This is a genomic window from Chryseobacterium lathyri, assembly GCF_019970085.1.
Lineage (GTDB): Bacteria > Bacteroidota > Bacteroidia > Flavobacteriales > Weeksellaceae > Chryseobacterium > Chryseobacterium lathyri.
Genome location: NZ_JAHXYG010000004.1, coordinates 22,084 through 43,564 on the forward strand (window position 1 = coordinate 22,084; position 21,481 = coordinate 43,564).

The following is a 21,481-nucleotide window of genomic DNA, read 5'->3' on the forward strand; positions in this document are numbered from 1 at the left end:
AGTTAATTTTATTTATGTTTATCCAATAATTCTTCCAGTTCTGTGATGAAAGCGGTCTGCGCCGGATTGATTCTTTTCTGGACTTCTTCTGATTCAAACCATTCCCATTGGTCTACCTCAGGAATTTCGATCATTTTAGAAGATCTTGGTGGCCATTCCATCTGTAATGTATTGCTGTGAAGTCCTGTTGTTTCAATATCACTCTCCAATGCCCATGCATAAACAGTTTTGCCGCCTTTCTGTTTAACAGGTGATAAAGCGGTAAATTTTCCCTGTACTGTTTGGCCTGTCTCCTCCTTAAACTCAAGTAAAGCCCTTTCCAGAGGATCCTCATCTGGCTGCACTTCCCCTTTTGGGAAAGACCATGCGCCTAAATCTTTATTTTTCCAAAAAGGTCCGCCTGGATGAACCAGAAAATAATACAGCGTATTTTTCTGTCTTTTATACAATAAAATGCCGGCACTTGTTTTCATAGCTTTAAGATAAGACTTTTTTAAAGTAATAATCAATCAGGCGGTTAGTTATTTTTTCTGAATGCTGATGGTGACATATTTTTATATCCCCGGAAAATCTTATTAAAATGGCTGGCATCATTAAATCCAAGCCGGTCCGCAATTTCATTGATGTTATAATTACTCTGCTTCAGAAGCTTTTCAGCGGCCTTTATTTTCTGATGCATCACGTGCTGTTGTATGGAGAATCCGGTCTGCTTTTTAATGTAAATGCTGATGTAATTCCGGGAAAGCATGAATTCCTTTGCCAGATTTTCAAGCTTCATTTTGTTGGCATCCATTGCATTAACATTGATATAATAGAGAATTCTTTCCGCCTGATTGAACCCTTTTGATATTCGCTCCATACCACCGCTGTTCATCGTATTTCTGATCAGAATGGTGATTATTGCCGAGAAAATATCTGCCGCTGTTTCTTTGCTGTACATACTTTTGTTGCCGAATTCATAAAGAAGGATTTTGGCAAGTTGTAGCAAGTGTTTCCTGTCTGTTGTATTCGTAATCGCCGACTCATATACGAATGTGCTGTCTTCCAGCATCAGGCGGACTACTTTATGAAGCTCAGCTTTTTTATCAGTCTGCAGACTTTCCCAGATATGATGTTCTGTAAATTTTATATAAATGAACCTGGTTTTGTTTTTTATAGAAAATTCGTGTGCATCGCTTGGTCTGAGCAGAAAAGCATCTCCTTTTTTATAGGTAAATGTAATCCCATTCAGGTAGTGTGTTCCTGTTCCGCTTTCGATAACAATCAGCTCGTAGAAATTATGATTATGGTATTCAATGTCCCAGACCTCCTTTTCAATACTGAAAACATTAAAAGAACTGAAATTGACAATACGCTTCATATTGAATGGATTTTTACAAATTTAGCATAAATTTTTACAATATAAGTCAACCGTTTATTCTTCAATTTTGTAGAACAAAAACTCTTTAAAATGAAGCATTTAAAACAATCAGTCTTCCTGATCGCATCTGCAATATTTTTAGTTTCCTGTTTTGACAGAAATATGAAAAGCACAGCTAAACAGTCCGCAGAAACCGGAACATCCTCTAAAAAATACTGGCCCAATGGTGCTCAGCTGGTTATCTCAGTATCTATGCAGTTTGAAACAGGAGGACAGCCTGAAGGTGCAGAAAGCCCTTTCAGCGGAACTCCCCTTCCCAAAGGCCATCCGGATCTCGCAGCAGAAAGCTGGTATCGGTATGGAGCCAACGAAGGAATTTACCGTATGCTGGATCTGTGGAAAAAATATGATATAAAAGTGACCTCTCATGTTGTAGGTACTGCTGCTGAAAAATATCCTGAAATTGCCAGAGCTATTGCCAACGGAGGTCATGAAATAGCTGCACACGGTTTTGCCTGGGACAGCCAGTGGAACAAAAACTATACAGATGAAATGCAGTTTGTAAAAGATGGCGTAGATGCAGTGGAAAGAATTACAGGACAAAAAGCAGTGGGCTACAACTGTAACTGGCTCAGAAGGAGTCCTAACACTTTAAAAATCCTGCAGGAGCTTGGTTTCCTTTATCATATAGATGATCTTAGCCACGATGAGCCTTTCATTACCCAAGTAAACGGTAAAAACTTTGTTGTGATGCCTTATACACTCAGAAATAATGATATTGTGAATATTGAAGGTAAACACTGGAGCCCGGATCAGTTTCTTACCCAGCTGAAGTTCGAGTTTGACCGCCTGTATGAAGAAGGAGCTTCTAAGAGAAGAATGATGAGCATCAGCTTCCATGACAGGATTGGCGGAACTCCGGCAATGGTTCATGCTATGGAAGAATTTATCAGATATACCAAAGAAAAACAGGGCGTTGTTTTTATGCGCAAGGATGATATTGCGAAAATGGTAGTGAATGATCCCGCAACGCCTGTAGATAACAGCGAAGAAAAATATAATAACTAAAAATAAATATTATGAATAAAAATATAGCCTATTTCCTTTTACGTATATCCATGGGAGTGAATCTTCTGGGACATGGTCTTGCCAGAATCCCCAAACTTTCCGTTTTTGCTGAGGGAATGACCAAAGGGTTTGAAAAAAGCTGGCTTCCACAGCCATCCGTATACCTGTTCAGTACTACTCTGCCCTTTCTGGAATTTATTATTGGTGCTTTGCTTATTCTTGGTTTTAGGACCCGTTGGGCAAACTTTGCCGGAGCCGGGCTTATCATTATGCTTCTTTTTGGGAGCAGTACCGTTGAAAACTGGGAAGCCATGGGAATACAAATGATTTATGCTCTTTTCTTTTATATTCTGATCAGCAGAATAGAAGATAACTGCTATGCCCTGGGTCAAAAGAAATCATTTCATACAAAGTAGATACCTCAGATTTTAATGATTTTCGAATATTATAATATATCTTAATTTGTTTCAGTTGTAAATACAGTATAGATACCACATTTTGGATATTATTGCTGGTTTTCTTCATAAAGGCATGGAATATGTATTTAATAAAAACAATAACATTAAAAAATTTGAGTCATGAGAAATTTATTATGGTTAGTAGCCGTCATTTGTATCGTTATCTGGCTTCTGGGAATGTTAAATATCGTACCGGGAATAAGTACTGGTTACTTAGTGCATGTTCTTTTGGTAATTGCTATTATTGTAATTCTTTATAATATCATTTCCGGCAAAAGGCCACTTTGATAATAATTAAAGCTTTTTTGAATAACAGATTAAAACAGGTCAGAAATCATTTCTGACCTGTTTTTTTGATACTGCCAAAAATATCTGATGATAAATCTTAAGGTATACGTCTGAATATTTTATATATTTATTATAGGATATAATGAAAGTATAAACAAAAGTAATTCAATACAATGGAGGAAAAATTCCAGCCTGATGTTATTATTGTGGGAACAGGGTTAGCAGGACTCACTGCCGCTATGGAAATTACCGATGCCGGAAAAAAAGTACTTCTCCTGGATCAGGAAACTGAACAGAATATTGGCGGACAGGCATTTTGGTCGTTCGGTGGTTTGTTTTTTATCAATTCGCCACAGCAGCGGAAAATGGGAATTAAAGATTCTTATGAACTAGCTCTGCAGGACTGGAAAGGAACAGCTGGATTTGATCGTCCGGAAGATTACTGGCCCAGAAAATGGGCAGAAGCCTATTTGAAATTCGTAGCCTATGAAAAATATGCTTATGTTTCTAAGCTGGGGGTCAGGTTTATGTTCATGGTAGGCTGGGCCGAACGTGGAGACGGATCAGCAACCGGCCACGGAAATTCCGTACCACGCTTCCATGTCAGCTGGGGAACCGGGACAGGAGTTGTGAAGCCTTTTGTAGATAAAGCGTATGAAGCAGAAGGAAAAGGTCTTTTACAGATGAAATTCAGACATAGAGTCACGGAATTGATCATAGAAAATGGTAAAACCAAAGGCGTGAAAGGTGATATCCTTGAAAATGATCATAAAGAAAGAGGTGTTGCCACCAACAGAAACGTAATTTCCCAGTTTGAATACCATACCTCTCATGTGATCATTGCATCAGGAGGCATAGGAGCCAACCATGAACTTGTGCGGAAGAACTGGCCGGAAAGATTGGGAAAAGCTCCCGAAAATATGGTTTGTGGTGTGCCTGCGTATGTGGACGGAAAAATGATTGGTGTTGCAGAAAAGTCCGGTGCACACATCATTAACCCGGACAGAATGTGGCATTATACAGAAGGAATACAGAACTGGAACCCGATATGGCCGAAACATGGCATCAGAATACTGCCGGGACCGTCTTCTTTATGGTTTGATGCCAGGGGAAACCGTTTTCCCGCTCCTTTTCTGCCAGGATTTGATACGCTTGGAACCCTGAAATATATACAGGAAACAGGGTTTTCTTACTCCTGGTTTATCCTGACCCAGAAAATCATTAAAAAAGAATTTGCTCTTTCCGGATCAGAGCAGAACCCCGATATTACCAATAAAGATTATGCTCTTTTTCTGAGAAGAATTTTTGGAAAAAAAGCTCCGGGACCTGTGGAGGCTTTTAAAGAACATGGAAAAGACTTTATTGTTTCGGATGATCTGAAAACCCTGGTGGAAAAGATGAATGAACTGTCCGGAACTTCCCTTTTGGATTATGAGAAGATAAAAGCACAGATCGAAGCCAGAGACAGGGAGCTGGACAATAAATATTCAAAAGATACACAGGTCAATTATATCAGGAATACAAGAAATTATTTAGGTGACAGACTCGGCCGGGTTGCCGCTCCGCATAAAATATTAGATCCTAAGAATGGTCCTCTGATCGCTGTCCGTCTCAATATTCTTACCCGGAAAACCCTGGGAGGTATTAAAACGAATCTTGACGGACAGGTTTTAAGAGATGATGATACGGTGATCGACGGGCTTTATGCAGCGGGAGAAGCTGCGGGGTTTGGCGGAGGCGGAATGCATGGCTACCGTGCACTGGAAGGAACATTTCTTGGAGGGTGTATTTTTTCAGGCATGAAAGCCGGAAAATATATTGCCGGACTTTAAAGGTCAGATCGTGAATTCTTCTTTGAAACTGAATGGTGAATTGTAAGAATAAGAGAGTAAAATATTAAAATAAAAAAAAACAAAAGTGAATACTTATTTTGATCATAAAGTGGTTTGGGTAACAGGAGCTTCGTCAGGAATAGGGGAAGCTCTGGTAAAAGAGCTGGCAGTGAAAAGCAATGCGAAAGTTATCCTTTCATCAAGAAATAAAGATCAGTTAAATGCTGTGGCTCAAAGGGCCGGACTGGAAGCAAATCGTTTTTTTGTTCTGCCTTTGGACCTTGAAGACTATAAAAAAATGCCGGATGTTGTGGAAGAAGCTGTAGAAAAATTCGGAAAGATTGATATTCTGATCAATAATGCAGGACTGTCTCAGCGTTCTCTGGCTATAGAAACTGACATAGAAGTTGATAAACGTTTAATGGATATTGATTATATAGGAACCGTAGCCCTTACAAAATCTGTGCTTCCCTATATGATCAGGAACGGCGGCGGACATATTGCTGTTGTTTCCAGTCTTATGGGTATTTTCGGAGCTCCGATGCGAAGCAGCTATGCGGCAGCAAAACATGCACTTCACGGTTTTTTTGATTCGCTGCGTGCTGAATTATATACGAAAAAAATTACAGTGACCATCATCTGTCCCGGCTTTGTACAGACCAATATTTCTATAAATGCATTAACGGGTAACGGCTCTCTGCAGAGAACAATGGATGATGCTACGAATAAAGGAATGCCCGCAGATGTGTTTGCAAGAAAAATGCTTGCGGCTATTGAAAAAAAGAAAAATCAGGCATCTATTGGCGGTCGGGAAGTAATGGGAACCTATCTCAAAAGATTTTTCCCCTCTCTGTTGGCTAAGATTGTCCGTAAGGCAAAAGTGGTATAGACAAATACAAAAACCTCCCATAATGAGAGGTTTATTGTATATCTGATTGAATAAGAATAAGCTATTATTTAAATTGCTTTTTAAGATTTAGGAACCTGCGCCTTTTCATAGATCAGTCCGTTAGACTTCAATTCGTTCCAGAATTCAGACGGAATAGTGGCCTTAAAACCTTCCACATTATCTTTAACCTGTTCCGGCCTGCCGGCTCCGGGAATAATAGAAGCAAATTCATCTGAAGCCAAAACAAAATGAAGCGCAGCATGTACAACATCTGTATTGTATTTTTGAGCAATAGCAGTTATTGCGGCACGTTTTTCGGCCATTCCTTTTGGAATGACATCCTTATAATTGTACCTTTCTCTTCCTGCAATATATCCGGAATTATATCCAGCACCCGAGACCAGTTTTACACCGGCTTTTTTAACTGCCGGAAGCAGCCTGTCGACGGCATCTTCATGTTCAAGGATCGAATATTGTGTTGCAGAAAGACAAATATCAGGATCAGCAGAATCAATACAGTCTAAAATAGGTTCAATTTTGTTGACTCCCATTCCCCATGCCTTGATCACTCCCTGGTCCCGCAGCTCGGAAAGAACTTTAAACGCTCCTTTCTTTGCCTGTTCCAGAAAATAAGGATACCGGTCCCCTACCTGATCTTCAGACAGGTCATGAACGTAAATAATATCAATATAATCCAGTCCTGTTCTCTGAAGGCTGTTTTCTATAGATCTTTTGACTCCGTCTGCTGTATAATCATGTTTAAAATCATAATTCAGCGGTTTTTTCCACATCGTAGGTGGAACTTCTGATTCAGGGACTTCATGAAACAGTCTCCCTACTTTAGTTGAAAATATAAAATCGCTCCTGTCTTTATCTTTCAGAAAGTGTCCGAATCTTCTTTCACTTTTTGTAAGGCCATACCAGGGAGATGTATCATAATAGCGGATTCCCAGATCCCAGGCGGTCTGAAGTATTTTATAAGACTCTTCATCACTTATATTTTCGAAGGCCGTTCCTATCGCCACCCCGCCTATTCCTAATCTGTGCTTTTCTGTTAAAACTTCTGTTTTCATATGATTGTATTTAAGTGTTGGTGATAAATAAAATGCAAACATCGTGCAGAGAAAACTAAAGGATATATAAAATCACCCCGAACGAGAGGTGATTTTTCGCTTTTCTGATATAGTTATTGTTTAGGCAGAAAATGAAATTACTGCTCAACAATTGTTAAAACATTATAGCCTCCTGTATTAAGAAGAGGACGTTTGTCCGGGTCCCACGATACATTGATCCATACAAAAGGTCTTAGCTTATCTCCTGCATTCAGATACAGGCTCGCAGTACAGGCAGATCCCACGATCACAGCATTCGGAGCAACTCCTGTGTCCTGAGGATAACCGTTATTGGTTTTTATCCTCTGTATAACCGTATTGGAAGAGTTTCTTACTTCCCAGATCGCTTCCGTCTGGTTTTGTCCAGAACTGGTATTTACCTGGTTGGGTGCTAGAGCAAAAGTAAAAGTAGCATAATATACGCCCGATCTCGGAGCAATAAATTCCCCTGTAGCAGGATCAAAATTAGTTCTTGGCTGCCCGGAGTCCGAATCCAGTTTTTCTGCCCATGAAGTAAGATAAGCAGAAGATCTTCCGGGGATTCCGTCTGTATAGTTTCCTATAGGCCACAAACCGGTTTCAAAAACAGTGGAATTATTATTGGTTTTCTCGGCCATCACCACAATTCTTGGCTTTCCGTATGGCAGAATAGGAACCCATACTGTTCCGTCAGAATATTCTATATAACCCTGGACCCCGATGGCTGGACTTGGATTGTAACGCATAGCTCCTGCCCCGGCCTCGGCTGCGGTTTGATTGGTCATTCCTATAGCCATAGAACCGTTGGCTCCATTTCTTAGGTCAATAGCCATTTTTGGAGTAGCTACCCCAACCCCTATTTTTCCTGTTTTATCAATAATGACTTTTTCAGTTGTGTTAATTTCAATGGAATTGGCAGGATTCGGATTATTAATACCAATACCTATCTGAGCTAAAAATAAGTTTGGGAGAAGTCCCAACCCCAGAAATAATATATTTTTTTTATTTAATTTCATCTTTGTTTGTTTATAGTTCGTAAACGCTGATACTGTTATTGGTACCGGTATTGGCTGTATTTATACTTTTATTGCTTCCGAAATTGTGAAATACTTTAAACTGGATGGTATCACCTGCTACCAAATTGAAAATAGCCGTACAGTTACCTCCTACAATATTATTCACTGTATTAACGTCCCATGCCGGGTATGAGTTTACACTTCTGTATGTCTGGATATTATTAGTGGCTGTATTACTTTCAATAATGGTTTCAATTCTTGAGTTTTGGGCAATATTCCCATCAGCTAAGGTAATATTGAACGAAACGATGTAAAATCCGTTTCTGGGTGCAGTAAAAGTAGTACCATTGAAATTAGACTGTGAATCTGTGACTACAGTCCATCCGTTTACAAGAGCGGTGGTATTATTTGTGAGGGTAAGCGCACTGCTTTTATTAGCCAGCACCACTGCTTTAGGCGGTAAGGTCATTGGAAGATTATGCCACGATACACCGTCAGAATACTGGATAATATTTCCGGTGCTGTAACGGATGGCACCACCACCTGCTGCTGCGGCAGTCTGTGAGCTTGTTCCCAATCCTATAATCCCTTTTTGATCGGCAGAGCGGACATCTACTTTTGTTTTGGGATTTAACAGTCCCACCCCCAGGTTACCATTGGAGGTTACTACTACATCATTTAATATCTGAGGTGCAGAAGGCGGTACACTGCTGTTATCTTTTGCACCGTCTAAATGAAAAGTCTGCATTGGATCTTTGGTGAAGAAACCTGTCTGTGCCTGTATAGAGAATGACAGAAAAAAAACCAGTAATTGATATAAATTTTTAATTTTCATGTTGTGTATTTTTTAATTTTCAATAATGGTCATATTGTTAAAACCTGCATCCGGGTGGGTCCAGTCTGCATTTGCTCTTAAAGCTCTTGGCCCGGATCCTGTGATGTTTTGATTAAGCTGTGGCCGCACAGTCTGGTTGGCAGTCAGGCTTACTGTAATGGTGGCGGAACCTCCTACCTGAGCATCTTCATTGCTGCGGGCAAAGGTCTTGTAAGAACGTGCAAGGATAGCTGCAGTAGTTGGGCTGTAAAACTGGCTGGTGACTTCAGAAGAATTGACTATTGATCCGGAAACAAAATTATACGTCATCAAAAACGTATAAACTCCGGTTCTTGGAGCCGTAAAAATCCCTGTAACAGGATCAAAACTGTTGGAAAGATCTCTTATCTCGTCCCATCCTGTAATATTTACATCAGTATTGTAAGGAACCGAGAACGGACTTGTCAGCCTGGCAACCACCACAGCTTTAGTGGGCAGGATAATTGCTGCTTCCCATACATTCCCGTCAGATACTTGAAATTTTGCCTGAGTAGGTTCATATCGCACGGCCCCTGCTCCCGCTGCGCTCGCTGTCATAGTTGTTGAGCCCAGCCCAACGGCATTCTGAAGTCCTGCTGAACGCATATCAAGTTTTACTATTGGATTTGAAACGCCTGCTCCTATAAAACCGGTATTAGTAATAATAAGGTCATTACTGATTTGTGCGGGAGTGGCTGATGCTGTATTGTCTTTTGCACCGTCAACATGCAAAATTCCCAATGGATTACTGGTACTAATTCCTATCTGTGCATTCAAGAGAGATGATGCAATAAAAGCTAGGGATAGCAATTTTTTTTTCATTTGAATTGTGTTTTTAAGATGTCAGGATTTAGTGGAACTTCTGATATAAAACTGCTTATTAACAAATTTGATACCAACATGCAAATTTAGGTTTTCTTAGTTAATGATTTAGGCTCAATACAAAAATTGGCAAATTCTTTCAGTATATAAAATGTATGGTGTAATATTTACTGAAATAAACACATTGGTTTTAGATTGTAAATATTTGATATATAAGTGATTATGTTTTAAAATACACTTTACATACCGTATCTGCTAAATAAGTTTCTTTTTCCAATTAGCAACCGTATTTCTGCTTAATTTAAAATGCCGGGCCAGTTGTGCGTTATTGTATCCATACTTTTCCTGGTAATTTAGTATTTCAAGAATCGATTGTTTATCATAAAAACGATGTTTCTGATTAAAAATAAAGGTATTTTTATCTTCCTTATCCGTAAGAATGTTGCTGCAAGCGATAACATCCAATATGGACAAAGTTTTTTTAGAGAGTATGGTTCTACATGCTTCCTTTTTATCAGGATATTTTTCATTGATAAGGTCTGTATAGATTCTTTTGTAATCCGGAATATTTTTCATTATGCCTTTATTTATTCATCATATCATATTTATGAAGCCATTTGTAGAGTGTACTTTTGGGAATTTTATACTCAGAAATTACACTGGATTTTGTCATTTCCCCTTTTCTGATCTTGTGCAGGACAAATTCTACAATCTCTTTGGTGTAAAGGCTCTTACGAAAAGCCGGGAGTAGATTATCTGTTTTTTTCTTTTGAATATAATTCATAGAAGACTGTGGAGAATACAAAATCAGGTGTTGAGAATAAAGTCTGAAGAAATCATATTGGAGGACTTTGGACCAGCGCAGAAGGACTTCCGTGTCAAAAGTAGGAGATTCATACATTTTTATGACATCTTCTTCATTGCAGTTCAGGAATTTGCATATTCGGTGTATTTCTATACCGCTTTTGGTAACCATTTCTTTTATCATTGATCCAATGTGCAGATGTTTTAGATCCATATATTTTCTAAATTGTTTGTGTTTATATAAATTACAGGATAAGCTCCAGCGGTTGGAATAGAGAGATAAAGAAAAGTAATATGATAAATTTATAATTGAAGGAAATGAGAAACCTTACAAAATTATTGCTTTTCATATGTTGTGTTTTAAATAAGAAGTACAATAATAGAACTTTGGCTGGTTATGAAAAAGCTTAATACGAAATGATTTCCGAAAAAAGGCAGGTATTTTAGAGCTGTTTATATGAAGATAAACAGTTAGGATTTGAAGCGGTTATTTAAATTTAAATTATTTAAAATCAGTTGGTTGAAAAATTTAATTAACAATGTAAATTCTGAAAAACTAACACTATTATTGTAAGATAATCATTAATATTGTACTTAATTTGCTGTTTCAAAAAACACATGATGAAAAATACCGTTTTATTTCTGTCCTGTTTTATTTTCGGGCTTTTTCATGCTCAACTCGATTTTGGATCTCCCACAAATTCACAAATTGATTCTGAAATTATCCGGGCTGAAGAGCTGTCTAAGAGCAATCCTGCAAAATCAATAGAACTTTCAAATGAGATTTACCGTGCCTCTAAAAAGACAGGCTATAAAAAAGGGCTTCTGGAAAGCACTTCTATCCTTATGGCCAGATATTATGACGCAGGAAATCATAAAAAAGTAATCGATCTGAGTACAGAAGGTGAAAAGCTCGCTATAGATGCAAACGATGATGCAAAACTGGCCAATATTTACAGGTTAAGAGCTTCATCTTACACAGAATTAGGCTTTAACAATGAAAGTATCAGAGATTTTAGAAATGCATTAAAAATATCTGAAAAAATAGAGTCTGAAGACAAAAAGAATTATTTGAAATCTTTGATATATACAGGTATAAGTTCATATTTGGCCCATGTGAATGCCCCATTGGATTCTGTGATACATTATCAGAAAAAATGCCTGGAGAGTGCAGTTCATATTGGAGAAAGCAAGGATTTTATATCAAAAAAATACCACCTTCTTGCGCTGTCTTATATGAACTTGGGTATGACAAGCGTCGCGTCCAAACGGATCCATGATGCGGAGGGTTATTTTGACAAAGCATTAAAGATAGCTCAAAATGAACATTATGGAGTATCTAAAAACCTGGAAGTTACTATTCTGAATGAATATGCATGGCTGTATTATGACCAAAAAAAATATGATCAGGCTGTACACTACGCAGAAAAGGCCGAACAGCTGGAAAAAGTAATGAGTATACCCTATATCCGCAGAGATATTTATGAAGTTAACTTCAAATCTTATGTAGAGCTTGGAGAAAAGGAAGCTTCAAAAAAGTATATGAATCTCTACACGAAACTGAATGACAGTCTCGTTAACGAAGAAAAGAAAACTATCAATACTCCCGTAAAAAAGATGATGGATCAGCAGGGAGAAGTTCATACCGGGAATATTCAGAAAATGCTGATGATTGTCTTTACTTTTATTATACTTCTTGTGGCGGGTGGTCTATTTTTCTGGAAAAGAAACCAGAGAAAACTTCATGAAAGTTATGAGACAGTCATTAATAACCTTAAAAAGACCAATGATCCTTCGGCACAAAATGTACAGCTGGAAATTTCTTCTGAGAAAAGCATTAATATCACAGACGAAACACTAAAAATGATCCTGACCAAGCTGGAAAAATTTGAAAAATCACAAAAATTCATTAAAAAAGATCTGAGCCTTACTTCCCTGGCCAATGACCTGAATACCAATACCAGATACCTCTCGGAAATCATCAAACAGTATAAAGGAAACAGCTATAATAACTACATCAATGGTCTCAGGATCAACTATATTACCAATAAGCTGTATGAAAATCACATTTACCGGGAATATAAGATCAGCTATCTGGCCGAAGCCTGTGGATTTTCGTCGAGAGAAGTTTTTGCAGTAATTTTCAAGAAAGAAACCGGAGTAAGTCCCTCCTATTTCATTAATAATCTGAAAAAAGACAATCTGGAATCGGTTTCTTAAAATTTTTACAGTGCTTTTAAATCAATATGATTAAAAATACCTGAGATTTCCGGATGGATCTTTCAATTGCAGGATGAAATTAAAATTATGAGAAATATTTATAATGATATAACCTATTGAATTTCATTATGCTGCGATAAGCTTTAATGCTTTTTTAGTAATCCATGACCAGACATTTATAAAGATATTTCATAAATTTACGAAACCATTACGGTTTTAAAATTGGTTTCCAAGTGAAAATTCACAATAAAAAAAAGTATTTAAGCTTTCTAAAATTTAAAAGAGACTTCCAGGAATACGGACTGGAAAAAGCCAGAAGCTATGAACTGATTCTTCACTGGCTTAATAACAGGCTCAGCAGGAACCAGTTTCTGGTACTTTCCGGAATACTCGTGGGTTGTACTGCTGGTCTTGCCGGAGTGGTCCTGAAAACGCTTGTACATACCATCCATAATTTTATTACGCATAAGGTACATTTTGAATATCAGATCTTATTCTATATTGTTTTTCCTTTTTTGGGAATCGTTCTTACTACAGCTATTGTTCTTACTCTGTTTAAAGGCCAGGACAGAAAAGGAATCGGTGCAATTTTGTATGAAATAGCTCAGAACTCAAGTATTGTAGCTTCTGTAAAAATGTATTCACAGATCATTCAGAGCGCCGTGACAGTTGGTTTAGGAGGATCTGCGGGATTAGAAAGTCCTATTGCAGTTACAGGGGCCGCCATCGGTTCCAATTATGCACAGACCTATCGGCTCAGCTATAAGGAAAGGACTCTCCTGTTGGCTGCAGGAGCCACCGCAGGTATTGCTTCAGCTTTCAATGCTCCGATTGCGGGGATCATGTTTGCTTTTGAAATTCTTTTGACAGGTGTGGTTTTTACAGATTTCATTCCTTTGGTAGTGGCTGCTGTCTGCGGAAGCCTTTTATCAAGGATTCTGCTTCAGGAAGATGTGCTTTTCAGGTTTTATACCAGAGAACCCTTTAACTATAAAAATGTTCCATACTATCTTATACTGGGAATTGTGACGGGACTGTATGCCCGTTATTTTGTCGTGATTTCTCAAAAAGTAGAACATTTCATCAAAGGGCTTAAGCTTTCAAGGATGCGTAAGGCTATGTTCGGAGGTTTGGTGCTGTCATTGTTATGTGTTCTTTTTCCGCCATTGTTCGGAGAAGGATATGAGACAGTGAAGGCTTTTACCAACGGAAGTACTCATTCTATTATCAGAAACAGCTTTTTCCGGTATTTTGAGATCGGAGACTGGACCATCATCATATTTTTGGTTCTGGTATGTCTGTTAAAAGCTTTTGCTACGTCTTTTACAATATTTAGCGGTGGTAACGGTGGTAATTTTGCCCCGTCTCTTTTTGCCGGAGGAACGGTGGGTTATTTATTTGCAGTAGTCTGCCAGCATATCGGGTTTACGGATGTTCCGGTAACTAATCTTGTTCTGGTAGGAATGGCAGGAGCAATGAGCGGTGTACTCTATGCTCCTCTTACGGCTATATTTCTGATCGCTGAATCCAGTTTTGGATATGATCTTTTTATTCCGCTGATGATCGTATCCATTATCTCTTATCTTATTGCAAAATGGTTCTCCCCGATCTCCCCGGAACTGGAATCTTTGGCTGATCAGGGGAAAATATTTACTAACAAGCATGATAAAAACCTGCTTTTTGCTTTAAGAACCGAAGATTTTATAGATAAATATTCAGAAACAATCCATGAAAATGCTTCCATTACAATATTGTTTGAGCAGGTGAAAAATGGAACTAAAAATATTTTTGCGGCAACAGATGAGGCAGGAAAACTGAAAGGCATCCTTACTTTGGATGATATCCGTCCCTATCTTTTTAATAAAGAAGCTGACAGCTCCATGACAGTTGCGCAAATTATGAAAGCTCCGCCTGCAGTCATTCACCGGGACAATAAACCGTTGGAAATTCTTCAGATTTTTGATGATACCGGCGTATGGAACCTTCCGGTAACCAGTGAAAACAATGATTTTATAGGGTTTATTTCAAAATCATCTATCTTGATGAGTTACAGACAGCTTTTGAAAGAATATTCTGATTAATTTTTTAAACATAAAGTTCAGAATCAAACTTCATCATTTAAAAACATAAAAAATATCCGTTCAGCAAACCGAACGGATATTTTTAATTTCAGATGAAATTAATTAATGACTTGCCTGATTAAGCAATTCAATATCTTCCTGGTCTAGAATAAGTTTTTGGGCATTGAATAAAGTATCAAGCTGGGAGGCACTTGTCGCACTTACAATAGGTGCAGTGATTAAAGGATTGCCCAGAAGCCATGCCAGGGCGACTGTCCCCTGTGTTGTTTTATGCTTTTCGCTTACGTGGTCCAGGACTTTTAATACTTCAAGACCTTTTGGATTCAGGTATTTTCTTACGCCTTCTCCTCTCTGGCTTTTGCCTAAATCTGTTTCATTACGGTATTTCCCGGTAAGAAAACCGGCAGCTAAGGACCAGTACGGAAATACACTCAATCCAAATTCTTCTACCAGCGGAGCATAATTTTTTTCAAAACCTTCTCTTTCCATTAAATTGTAATGAGGCTGTAGGGCTACATATTTGGGAAGGTTATTTTTTTCTGAAGCCTCAAATGATGCCTTCAGGCGCTCCGGGGAAAGATTGGAAGCAGCAATATAGCGTACTTTCCCGGCTTTTATGATCTCGTCGTAGGCAGAAAGCGTTTCTTCTACGGGAGTGGTATGATCATCAAAATGAGTATAATAAAGATCAATATGATCGGTCTGAAGCCTTTGAAGGGATTCATCCACAGATTTCAAAATATGTTTTTTGCTGATGTCAAAACCGTGTTCTTTGGTCTCAGATCCCACCTTGGTAGCCAGAACTATATCCTGACGGTTGGAACGACTTTTCATCCATTTTCCTATGATTTCCTCAGACTGGCCTCCTTTTCCGTTGACCCACCAGGAATAGGTATCTGCTGTATCAATAAAATTGAACCCGGCATCCGTAAACTGATCCAATATATCAAAGGACTGCTTCTCGTCCAGCGTCCATCCAAAAACATTTCCTCCAAAATTAACTGGGGCTACTGACAGGTCTGTATTTTTTATTTTTCTTTTTTCCATAAAAACAGATTGAATTAAAATTTCATGTACTAAGGTAAGGATTATCATGGAGGATTTCAGATTCAAAATAAGCATATGGCTTATAGTTATTATAAATAGAAAAGCTTATTCTGCCTCACTTTTTTACATTTAAGAGGAGAAGGTAACTGATTATTTTATTAGAATGAACATAAAAAAACAGCCTTCACAATGAAAGCTGTTTATCTATCAATTTAAAAAAATACTGTTACTTTTCAGCCTGAGGAATCTCAATGGCTGTAAGTATCAATTTATGTTCCTGCAGCTGCAGTTCTATGGTATTCAATCCGCTTTTAAAGAAAGTGGATGTATGAAACATGTGATGATAATATTCAATGCCTTCCAGAACATTCTTTTTGAATGTATTCCACTTTTTGGTTTGGGAATTTGTGATCTGTACTGAAGAATTACTGATTTCTTTTTTAAGATAATCAACATACATTTTCAGTTCATTGATGAACATATTCGGGCGCTGGTTATCCGGAAGGATATTAGCGTTCCCGTAGATGTGTTGTACCATTTCGGAAAGGGAAACTTCCCTGTCAAAAAAAGCCAGATTAGGTCCCGGACATATAACGACCCCCTGTTTTTCGCCCTTTATTTCAAGATTCTGTTCCATATAAGCGGCATTTACCAATCCTACACAGAGACAGGCTTTATCTGTAATCTCAGTCTTCCTTTTGCTAAATTCTTCAGCAGTAAGCTCAGGATCTGTCTGAAGTTCTTTCAGTTTAATATCCTGGTACTTCTTAGAGGCAGTACAGGTTCCCTGCGGTGAAAATTCTTTGCTTAGAGCCAGTAGTTTTTTCGGGCAAGAACTTCCGTATTTTCCGGCAGATTCCTTTTGTTCTTTTAATAGCTCATTAGATGTTCCTCTAACCGTATTGAAAGGTACTCCCAAAGGTGAGATATTACTCAGATAGAAGTCCTTTTCTCCAGATTTTAAAAGTAGATTTCTGGTTTCCGTATCTACAGAAGTAGCTTCAGGAACCAATAGAAATGGTGATCCCCATCCGACACTGTCTACATTATAGTTTTCAAGCAGAAATTCATGTTCTTCAGAGGTTCCCACTCCACCCTGAACTGTAATTTTCATTTCAAGAGGTTCGGAAACGGTATGTTTTCCTTTTTGCTCCAGGGCGGTGATCATTAAGGCGTGAGCAGACTGGATAAGGTCGTTCTTTTTCTGTTTAAATTCTTCCATGATAGGCCCCAGCAGCATCCCTTCCGTAGCAAATGCATGGCCTCCGCAGTTCAGTCCTGATTCAACTCTGTATTCTGAAATCCACAGTCCTTTTTTAGCTAAAAAATTGCCCTGGATCATTGCTGAACGGAAATCGCTTACTTTCAGAATGATTTTCTTTTTTAAAATACCCTTCTCATCGGGAAAGAAATCATCAAATTCTTCAATATAGCTGTACAAACGAGGATTCATTCCTGCGGAAAGTACCATTGAAGAAGATAGTTTACTTTGGGCAAAACCACGCAGTGAAGCATGGGCATCGTTAAAGATTACAGGAAGTTGCTGATCTTTTTTATAGTTGTCTTTATCAACTTTTGTCATGATATTGACATCGATACTTCCCGGTTTCAGGTTGTTTTCAATAAAGTTCTTAATATTTGAGCCTAAATTGTCTTTTTGGTTCACAAGATTTTGAAGTCTGCTTTTCAGATCTGAAGTATTGGGCAGAATGGCTATAAAGTTCTTTAATGCTTCCTTATTTCTAGTGATTTCCTGTTTGAAAGATTCAAATTTTTCATTCACGATATCATCTACCATATCCAGGTAAGCTGTAATTCTTTTAGCCCTGTAATCCTCAGTTTTTGTTGAAATTCCTAAATAATCAAGACTGAATTTCTTACTATAAAAGTTTTTCATTTTTTCCAGGATCTCATCATCAATAATGGAAATCACGGAAGAAATTCCATATTGGGCAACACGGATTGGACTGTCTATAGTATAAGCCAGGCCCATTACCGGAATATGGAAGTTGTGTAATGGTTTATGTGTCATTTTATTCTGATAAAAATTCTTTCGCTGAAAATGAATTAAAATCCCGGAATGGTGGATCCATATTGAAATGAGTGCTTCAGTTCAAAAACTTTAATTGACCTAAATTTATCATTTTAATATTAGCTATGCATTAAATAATACTTGTAATATCGGAAATATGTTAAATATCATTGTTTCAAAGCTTCTCCCCTTCTGGAGTACTCAAATGTGATAACTCAACTCCTGAAGTTTTTCAAATAGATATTCTTGGGCTCAAAAGAATATTCCTTCTGAAGAAATTCAGATATCAAAGAATTTATTTTCATACCTCCTGCCAAATACACTCTGCTGTTTTTTATATTTCCCGGAAAGTGTTTTCTGATGTATTCTAGAATATTTTCGGGATGTAAAGGATTGATAATAGAAAAATTTAAAGGAAAGCTGTGATCAAGATCCGGAAAAAGTCTGCCCGGGTGTTTACTGTAAATAAAACTTTCAACTTTTTTGCTGACGGCAAGAGCTCTGTTGATCTCATAAAGAAAAGATAAACCTGTATGATCTCCTATCAGAAAATACTGATTTACGGAATGATCTGTCACCGTTTCATTTAAAAATCTGCGAAAAAATACACTGTCTCCTTCCTGAGCTGTACACATCCAATCTTTTACACTGTTGTCTTCTGCTGTGATAACAAAATCCGCAGTATGATAAACCGGTTCATAATTCCAGAAGGCATATTCCCGACTCCTGCTGCGCGGACTATAATAAGGATCGCAAAGGAAAATTTCGGCGGTATATCCTGCGGCATATTGAATCGTTGAAAAACCCCGGCTCTGAACCTTGATGTGAAAGGTGTCGTATGCAATTTTATTTTTTGAAAGAATAATGCCTGTAAAAATATCTGAAGGTTGGCGCTCGCTATTGTTCATAGTTCTGATGATTGACTGCAAATTTGCAGACTGTCAGATCCTGAAACATTGATTTGGGTCAAAAAAAGAAACTTAAAGTTTTGATTTTAACCGGCTTAATGTTTCCTGCGAAATATTGAGATAGGAAGCCACCATTTTATTGGAAAGCCTCCGTACAATAATAGGGTTTTCATCCAGCAGCTGGCGGTACTTTTCAAGGGCGTCCTGCACCAGAAAAGACATCAATCTCCTGGTATTGTTTACATAAGCCATTTCAAGGTATTTTCTGTAGAATTTCTCCCACTGCGGAATCTCATCCAGCAGATGATAAAAGCTGCCGTGCGTTATATAATACACCTCCGAATCTTCCACAGCCTGTATAAATTCATCAGAAGGTTCTGATGTGATAAAACTGACCAGTGCGGTAGCAAACTGATTTTCAAAAGCAAAATACCGGGTAGAATCCTGGCCTTCTTCATTGATAAAGAAAATCCGGAGACAACCTTTAACCACAAAGAAAGTCCGCTGGCTGGACTGCCCGTTGGCGAGCAGCAGCTCATTCTTTTTCAGTTTCATCGGTCTGAAATGGGAAAGAATGATGTTCAGCTCCTCTTCTGTTACCGATATTTTGCTTTTAATGTATGAAGCTAATAGTTCTTCCATAATCTGAAATCAGTCCTGAGCAAATGTAGCAATAAAAGCTCAATCTCCCTGTACCGACCTGTCTTTGGAGGTTTCATCTTCCGATTGGCCTGCTTTCCAGTAAGAAACTGCATGCATGCCGTGGGAATCCCAGTTGAGTTCTGTTTTAAAATAGCTCCGGAGTTCTTTTACAGTACTGTATTCTGCCGTGACATATATATACTTTTTCAGTATTCCAGCGGGAAATTCAATTTTTTTGACAAGATCTGCAATACAGCTTCCTTTTTCGGGATGAGGATTATAAAGCCATTCTACGGAGAGTTCTGCTCTTGAACACAGCATGATTTCGTCTTCCTTTCCGGGAACTTCGAGGAGTATTTTTGCGGTTACATAGGAAGGCAGCAGTTCTGCAACAGCGCAGATCACAGGAAGTGCCGTAGCATCACCAACGAGTAAATAAAAGTCTGCATCAGGAACCAGTGGCCGGGTGCTTTCTTTCATTCCTATTTCCAATGTATCCCCCGGTTTTGCATTAAGCGCCCATAGAGAGGCAGGGCCGGTTTCACCATGAACAGCAAAATCAATCGTCAGTTCGCGGCTGTCCAGATCGATCTTGCGGTTGGTATAGGTTCTGGTCAGGAATAAAGGTTCCTGATTTTGATCTGTCATACCTGTTGGAATAAATAATTTATTGTTGGATCCGGATTGTACGTTTCTTAATAATTCAACCTGATTTTCTTCAATTTTAAAGATTACTCTGATAAAATGAGGACTAAGATATTGTTTATTTTTAACGGTAAATACCGAACGTATTTTTCTTGATATAGCTGGATTATTTGTCATTGCTTCAAGTTTATTTTTTGTTGAATAATAAAATGATTATAGAAATGACGCAACTCAATCCTCCAAACAGATACACCGCCTGATAATTGAACCATCCCGCAGCAAGACCTGCAGCCGGGCCCGCCAGTCCCAGTGAAAGATCCACAAAAGCCACATAGGCGCCTAAAGCTGTTCCTCTCATTTGTGGTTTTACTTTTTGAATGGCCAGCACACCCAATGCCGGAAAAATCAGGGAAAACCCTACTCCTGTAAGCCCACAGCCAAGAATAGCCATTGCTTTTGATGCCGAGGTCCAGATGATGATCTGCCCTGCAGCTTCGATTATCAGGGAAATAAAAGCAATTCTGAAGCCTCCGTATTTGTCAGGAAATGAAGCAAATAAAATTCTTGTCAATACATAACAGGCCCCGAAAGTTATAAAAGCCAGTGACGCATCACCCCAGTTTTTCTCCGTAAAAAACAGTCCCACAAAAGAAGCAATACATCCGAATGCCATAGAGGAAAATGCAAGGCTTAATCCCTGTCCGGATACCGTTCCTATAACTTTGTAAAAAGGAGTTCTTATATGCCCTTTATCCACAGGAATGGAAGGCAGTTTCGCTGTGGAAATCCAGCTGACAAACGGCAGTAGCATGATCAGGATAAATGCCGGAAGCACTCCAAAATCTTTACTCATCCAGATACTCAACGGAGCACCAACAGCAATTCCGGCATACATGGCAATACCGTTCCAGGTCATTACTTTTCCTGAATTCTGATGCCCGACAAGGCCAATCCCCCAGGTTAATGCTCCTGTAACCAGAAAACTTTCACCAACACCGTGAATCATTCTGGCAAGCAGGAGAAATACTAGCGCTGTCTGGGGTGATGCCTGGAAACTTACCGCAAGAATATAGGCTATACCTGCAATAACGGATAGCAAAACTCCCAGCATTTTGCTTTTCTTTGCTCCTTTTGTATCTGTAATTTTTCCGGAGTAAGCACGGGTTAAAAGTGTTGCCAGTGATTGTAACCCGATTACCATTCCTATGATGATACTGTTAAATCCTAAATTGTTCTGGACAAATTTCGGAAGCACACCTAAAGAAATTCCTATCGTAAGATATATGGCAAATACTGATAGGATAATAGGCATTGTGGCTGTATAGAAATTAATAGTCTGTCCTTTTTCTAATGTTGCACTCATAATTTTGTTTAAAATATTCGGTGCAAATGTCCTGTTACAGACAAAAAAAAACTTTGACTTAA

At 38.4% G+C, this 21,481-nt stretch carries 21 protein-coding genes; 7 read left to right on the top strand and 14 right to left on the bottom strand.

Annotation, left to right across the window (positions count from 1 at the left end; all coding sequences use genetic code 11):
- Positions 1-8: 8 nt before the first annotated feature.
- Together LC418_RS13005 and LC418_RS13010 are read right to left on the bottom strand one after the other, a co-directional pair.
- Positions 9-473 carry an NUDIX hydrolase gene (locus LC418_RS13005; protein ID WP_223559432.1) on the bottom strand — a complete coding sequence of 155 codons (465 nt, stop codon included), beginning with the start codon at positions 471-473 and terminating at the stop codon, positions 9-11.
- 44 nt (positions 474-517) lie between these two features.
- Positions 518-1,360 carry an AraC family transcriptional regulator gene (locus LC418_RS13010; RefSeq protein ID WP_111953523.1) on the bottom strand — a complete coding sequence of 281 codons (843 nt, stop codon included), beginning with the start codon at positions 1,358-1,360 and terminating at the stop codon, positions 518-520.
- A 90-nt stretch (positions 1,361-1,450) separates the two neighbouring features.
- On the opposite strand from LC418_RS13010, the gene LC418_RS13015 reads away from it, so the two are divergent.
- The 5 genes from LC418_RS13015 (at position 1,451) to LC418_RS13035 (ending at position 5,895) form a co-directional block, all read left to right on the top strand.
- Positions 1,451-2,428: a polysaccharide deacetylase family protein gene (locus LC418_RS13015; protein ID WP_223559433.1), complete on the top strand. Its 978-nt coding sequence runs from the start codon at positions 1,451-1,453 to the stop codon at positions 2,426-2,428.
- 11 nt (positions 2,429-2,439) lie between these two features.
- Positions 2,440-2,844 (top strand): DoxX family protein, encoded by a 405-nt coding sequence (locus LC418_RS13020; RefSeq protein ID WP_223559434.1) that lies wholly within the window; start codon positions 2,440-2,442, stop codon positions 2,842-2,844.
- 162 nt (positions 2,845-3,006) lie between these two features.
- Positions 3,007-3,174, top strand: coding sequence for a lmo0937 family membrane protein (locus LC418_RS13025; protein WP_111953517.1), 168 nt, complete (start codon positions 3,007-3,009; stop codon positions 3,172-3,174).
- 173 nt (positions 3,175-3,347) lie between these two features.
- Positions 3,348-5,006, top strand: a complete 1,659-nt coding sequence (locus tag LC418_RS13030) for an FAD-binding dehydrogenase (protein ID WP_223559435.1) — start codon at positions 3,348-3,350, stop codon at positions 5,004-5,006.
- 85 nt (positions 5,007-5,091) lie between these two features.
- Positions 5,092-5,895: an SDR family oxidoreductase gene (locus LC418_RS13035; RefSeq protein ID WP_223559436.1), complete on the top strand. Its 804-nt coding sequence runs from the start codon at positions 5,092-5,094 to the stop codon at positions 5,893-5,895.
- A gap of 80 nt (positions 5,896-5,975) precedes the next feature.
- Here LC418_RS13035 and LC418_RS13040 read toward each other — a convergent pair whose 3' ends face one another.
- The 6 genes from LC418_RS13040 to LC418_RS13065 form a co-directional block, all read right to left on the bottom strand.
- A complete protein-coding gene (locus tag LC418_RS13040; protein ID WP_223559437.1) occupies positions 5,976-6,968 on the bottom strand; it encodes an aldo/keto reductase in 993 nt (330 codons plus the stop codon).
- A 137-nt stretch (positions 6,969-7,105) separates the two neighbouring features.
- Positions 7,106-8,002 (bottom strand): hypothetical protein, encoded by an 897-nt coding sequence (locus LC418_RS13045; RefSeq protein WP_111953510.1) that lies wholly within the window; start codon positions 8,000-8,002, stop codon positions 7,106-7,108.
- 10 nt (positions 8,003-8,012) lie between these two features.
- Complete coding sequence (locus LC418_RS13050; protein WP_223559438.1) at positions 8,013-8,837, bottom strand: hypothetical protein; 825 nt, start codon at positions 8,835-8,837, stop codon at positions 8,013-8,015.
- A 12-nt stretch (positions 8,838-8,849) separates the two neighbouring features.
- On the bottom strand, positions 8,850-9,677 hold the full coding sequence (locus tag LC418_RS13055) for a hypothetical protein (RefSeq protein WP_223559439.1): 828 nt from the start codon (positions 9,675-9,677) through the stop codon (positions 8,850-8,852).
- A gap of 255 nt (positions 9,678-9,932) precedes the next feature.
- A complete protein-coding gene (locus LC418_RS13060) occupies positions 9,933-10,253 on the bottom strand; it encodes a helix-turn-helix domain-containing protein (protein ID WP_223559440.1) in 321 nt (106 codons plus the stop codon).
- Between the two features lie 7 nt (positions 10,254-10,260).
- Positions 10,261-10,695 carry a transposase gene (locus tag LC418_RS13065; protein WP_223559441.1) on the bottom strand — a complete coding sequence of 145 codons (435 nt, stop codon included), beginning with the start codon at positions 10,693-10,695 and terminating at the stop codon, positions 10,261-10,263.
- A 404-nt stretch (positions 10,696-11,099) separates the two neighbouring features.
- On the opposite strand from LC418_RS13065, the gene LC418_RS13070 reads away from it, so the two are divergent.
- Together LC418_RS13070 and LC418_RS13075 are read left to right on the top strand one after the other, a co-directional pair.
- On the top strand, positions 11,100-12,701 hold the full coding sequence (locus LC418_RS13070; RefSeq protein WP_223559442.1) for a tetratricopeptide repeat protein: 1,602 nt from the start codon (positions 11,100-11,102) through the stop codon (positions 12,699-12,701).
- A 233-nt stretch (positions 12,702-12,934) separates the two neighbouring features.
- Complete coding sequence (locus LC418_RS13075) at positions 12,935-14,782, top strand: chloride channel protein (protein ID WP_111953498.1); 1,848 nt, start codon at positions 12,935-12,937, stop codon at positions 14,780-14,782.
- Positions 14,783-14,884: 102 nt separating this feature from the next.
- Here LC418_RS13075 and LC418_RS13080 read toward each other — a convergent pair whose 3' ends face one another.
- From LC418_RS13080 to LC418_RS13105, 6 genes are all read right to left on the bottom strand, one after another.
- A complete protein-coding gene (locus tag LC418_RS13080; RefSeq protein ID WP_223559443.1) occupies positions 14,885-15,829 on the bottom strand; it encodes an aldo/keto reductase in 945 nt (314 codons plus the stop codon).
- A 226-nt stretch (positions 15,830-16,055) separates the two neighbouring features.
- Entirely contained in the window at positions 16,056-17,861 is a 1,806-nt protein-coding gene (locus tag LC418_RS13085; RefSeq protein WP_223559444.1) for a hypothetical protein, read from the bottom strand.
- A 215-nt stretch (positions 17,862-18,076) separates the two neighbouring features.
- Positions 18,077-18,769 (bottom strand): hypothetical protein, encoded by a 693-nt coding sequence (locus LC418_RS13090; RefSeq protein WP_223559445.1) that lies wholly within the window; start codon positions 18,767-18,769, stop codon positions 18,077-18,079.
- Positions 18,770-18,841: 72 nt separating this feature from the next.
- Positions 18,842-19,411 (bottom strand): Crp/Fnr family transcriptional regulator, encoded by a 570-nt coding sequence (locus tag LC418_RS13095; protein WP_223559446.1) that lies wholly within the window; start codon positions 19,409-19,411, stop codon positions 18,842-18,844.
- Between the two features lie 39 nt (positions 19,412-19,450).
- Complete coding sequence (locus tag LC418_RS13100) at positions 19,451-20,233, bottom strand: siderophore-interacting protein (protein WP_223559447.1); 783 nt, start codon at positions 20,231-20,233, stop codon at positions 19,451-19,453.
- A 10-nt stretch (positions 20,234-20,243) separates the two neighbouring features.
- Positions 20,244-21,419, bottom strand: a complete 1,176-nt coding sequence (locus LC418_RS13105) for an MFS transporter (RefSeq protein ID WP_223559448.1) — start codon at positions 21,417-21,419, stop codon at positions 20,244-20,246.
- Positions 21,420-21,481 lie beyond the last annotated feature (62 nt).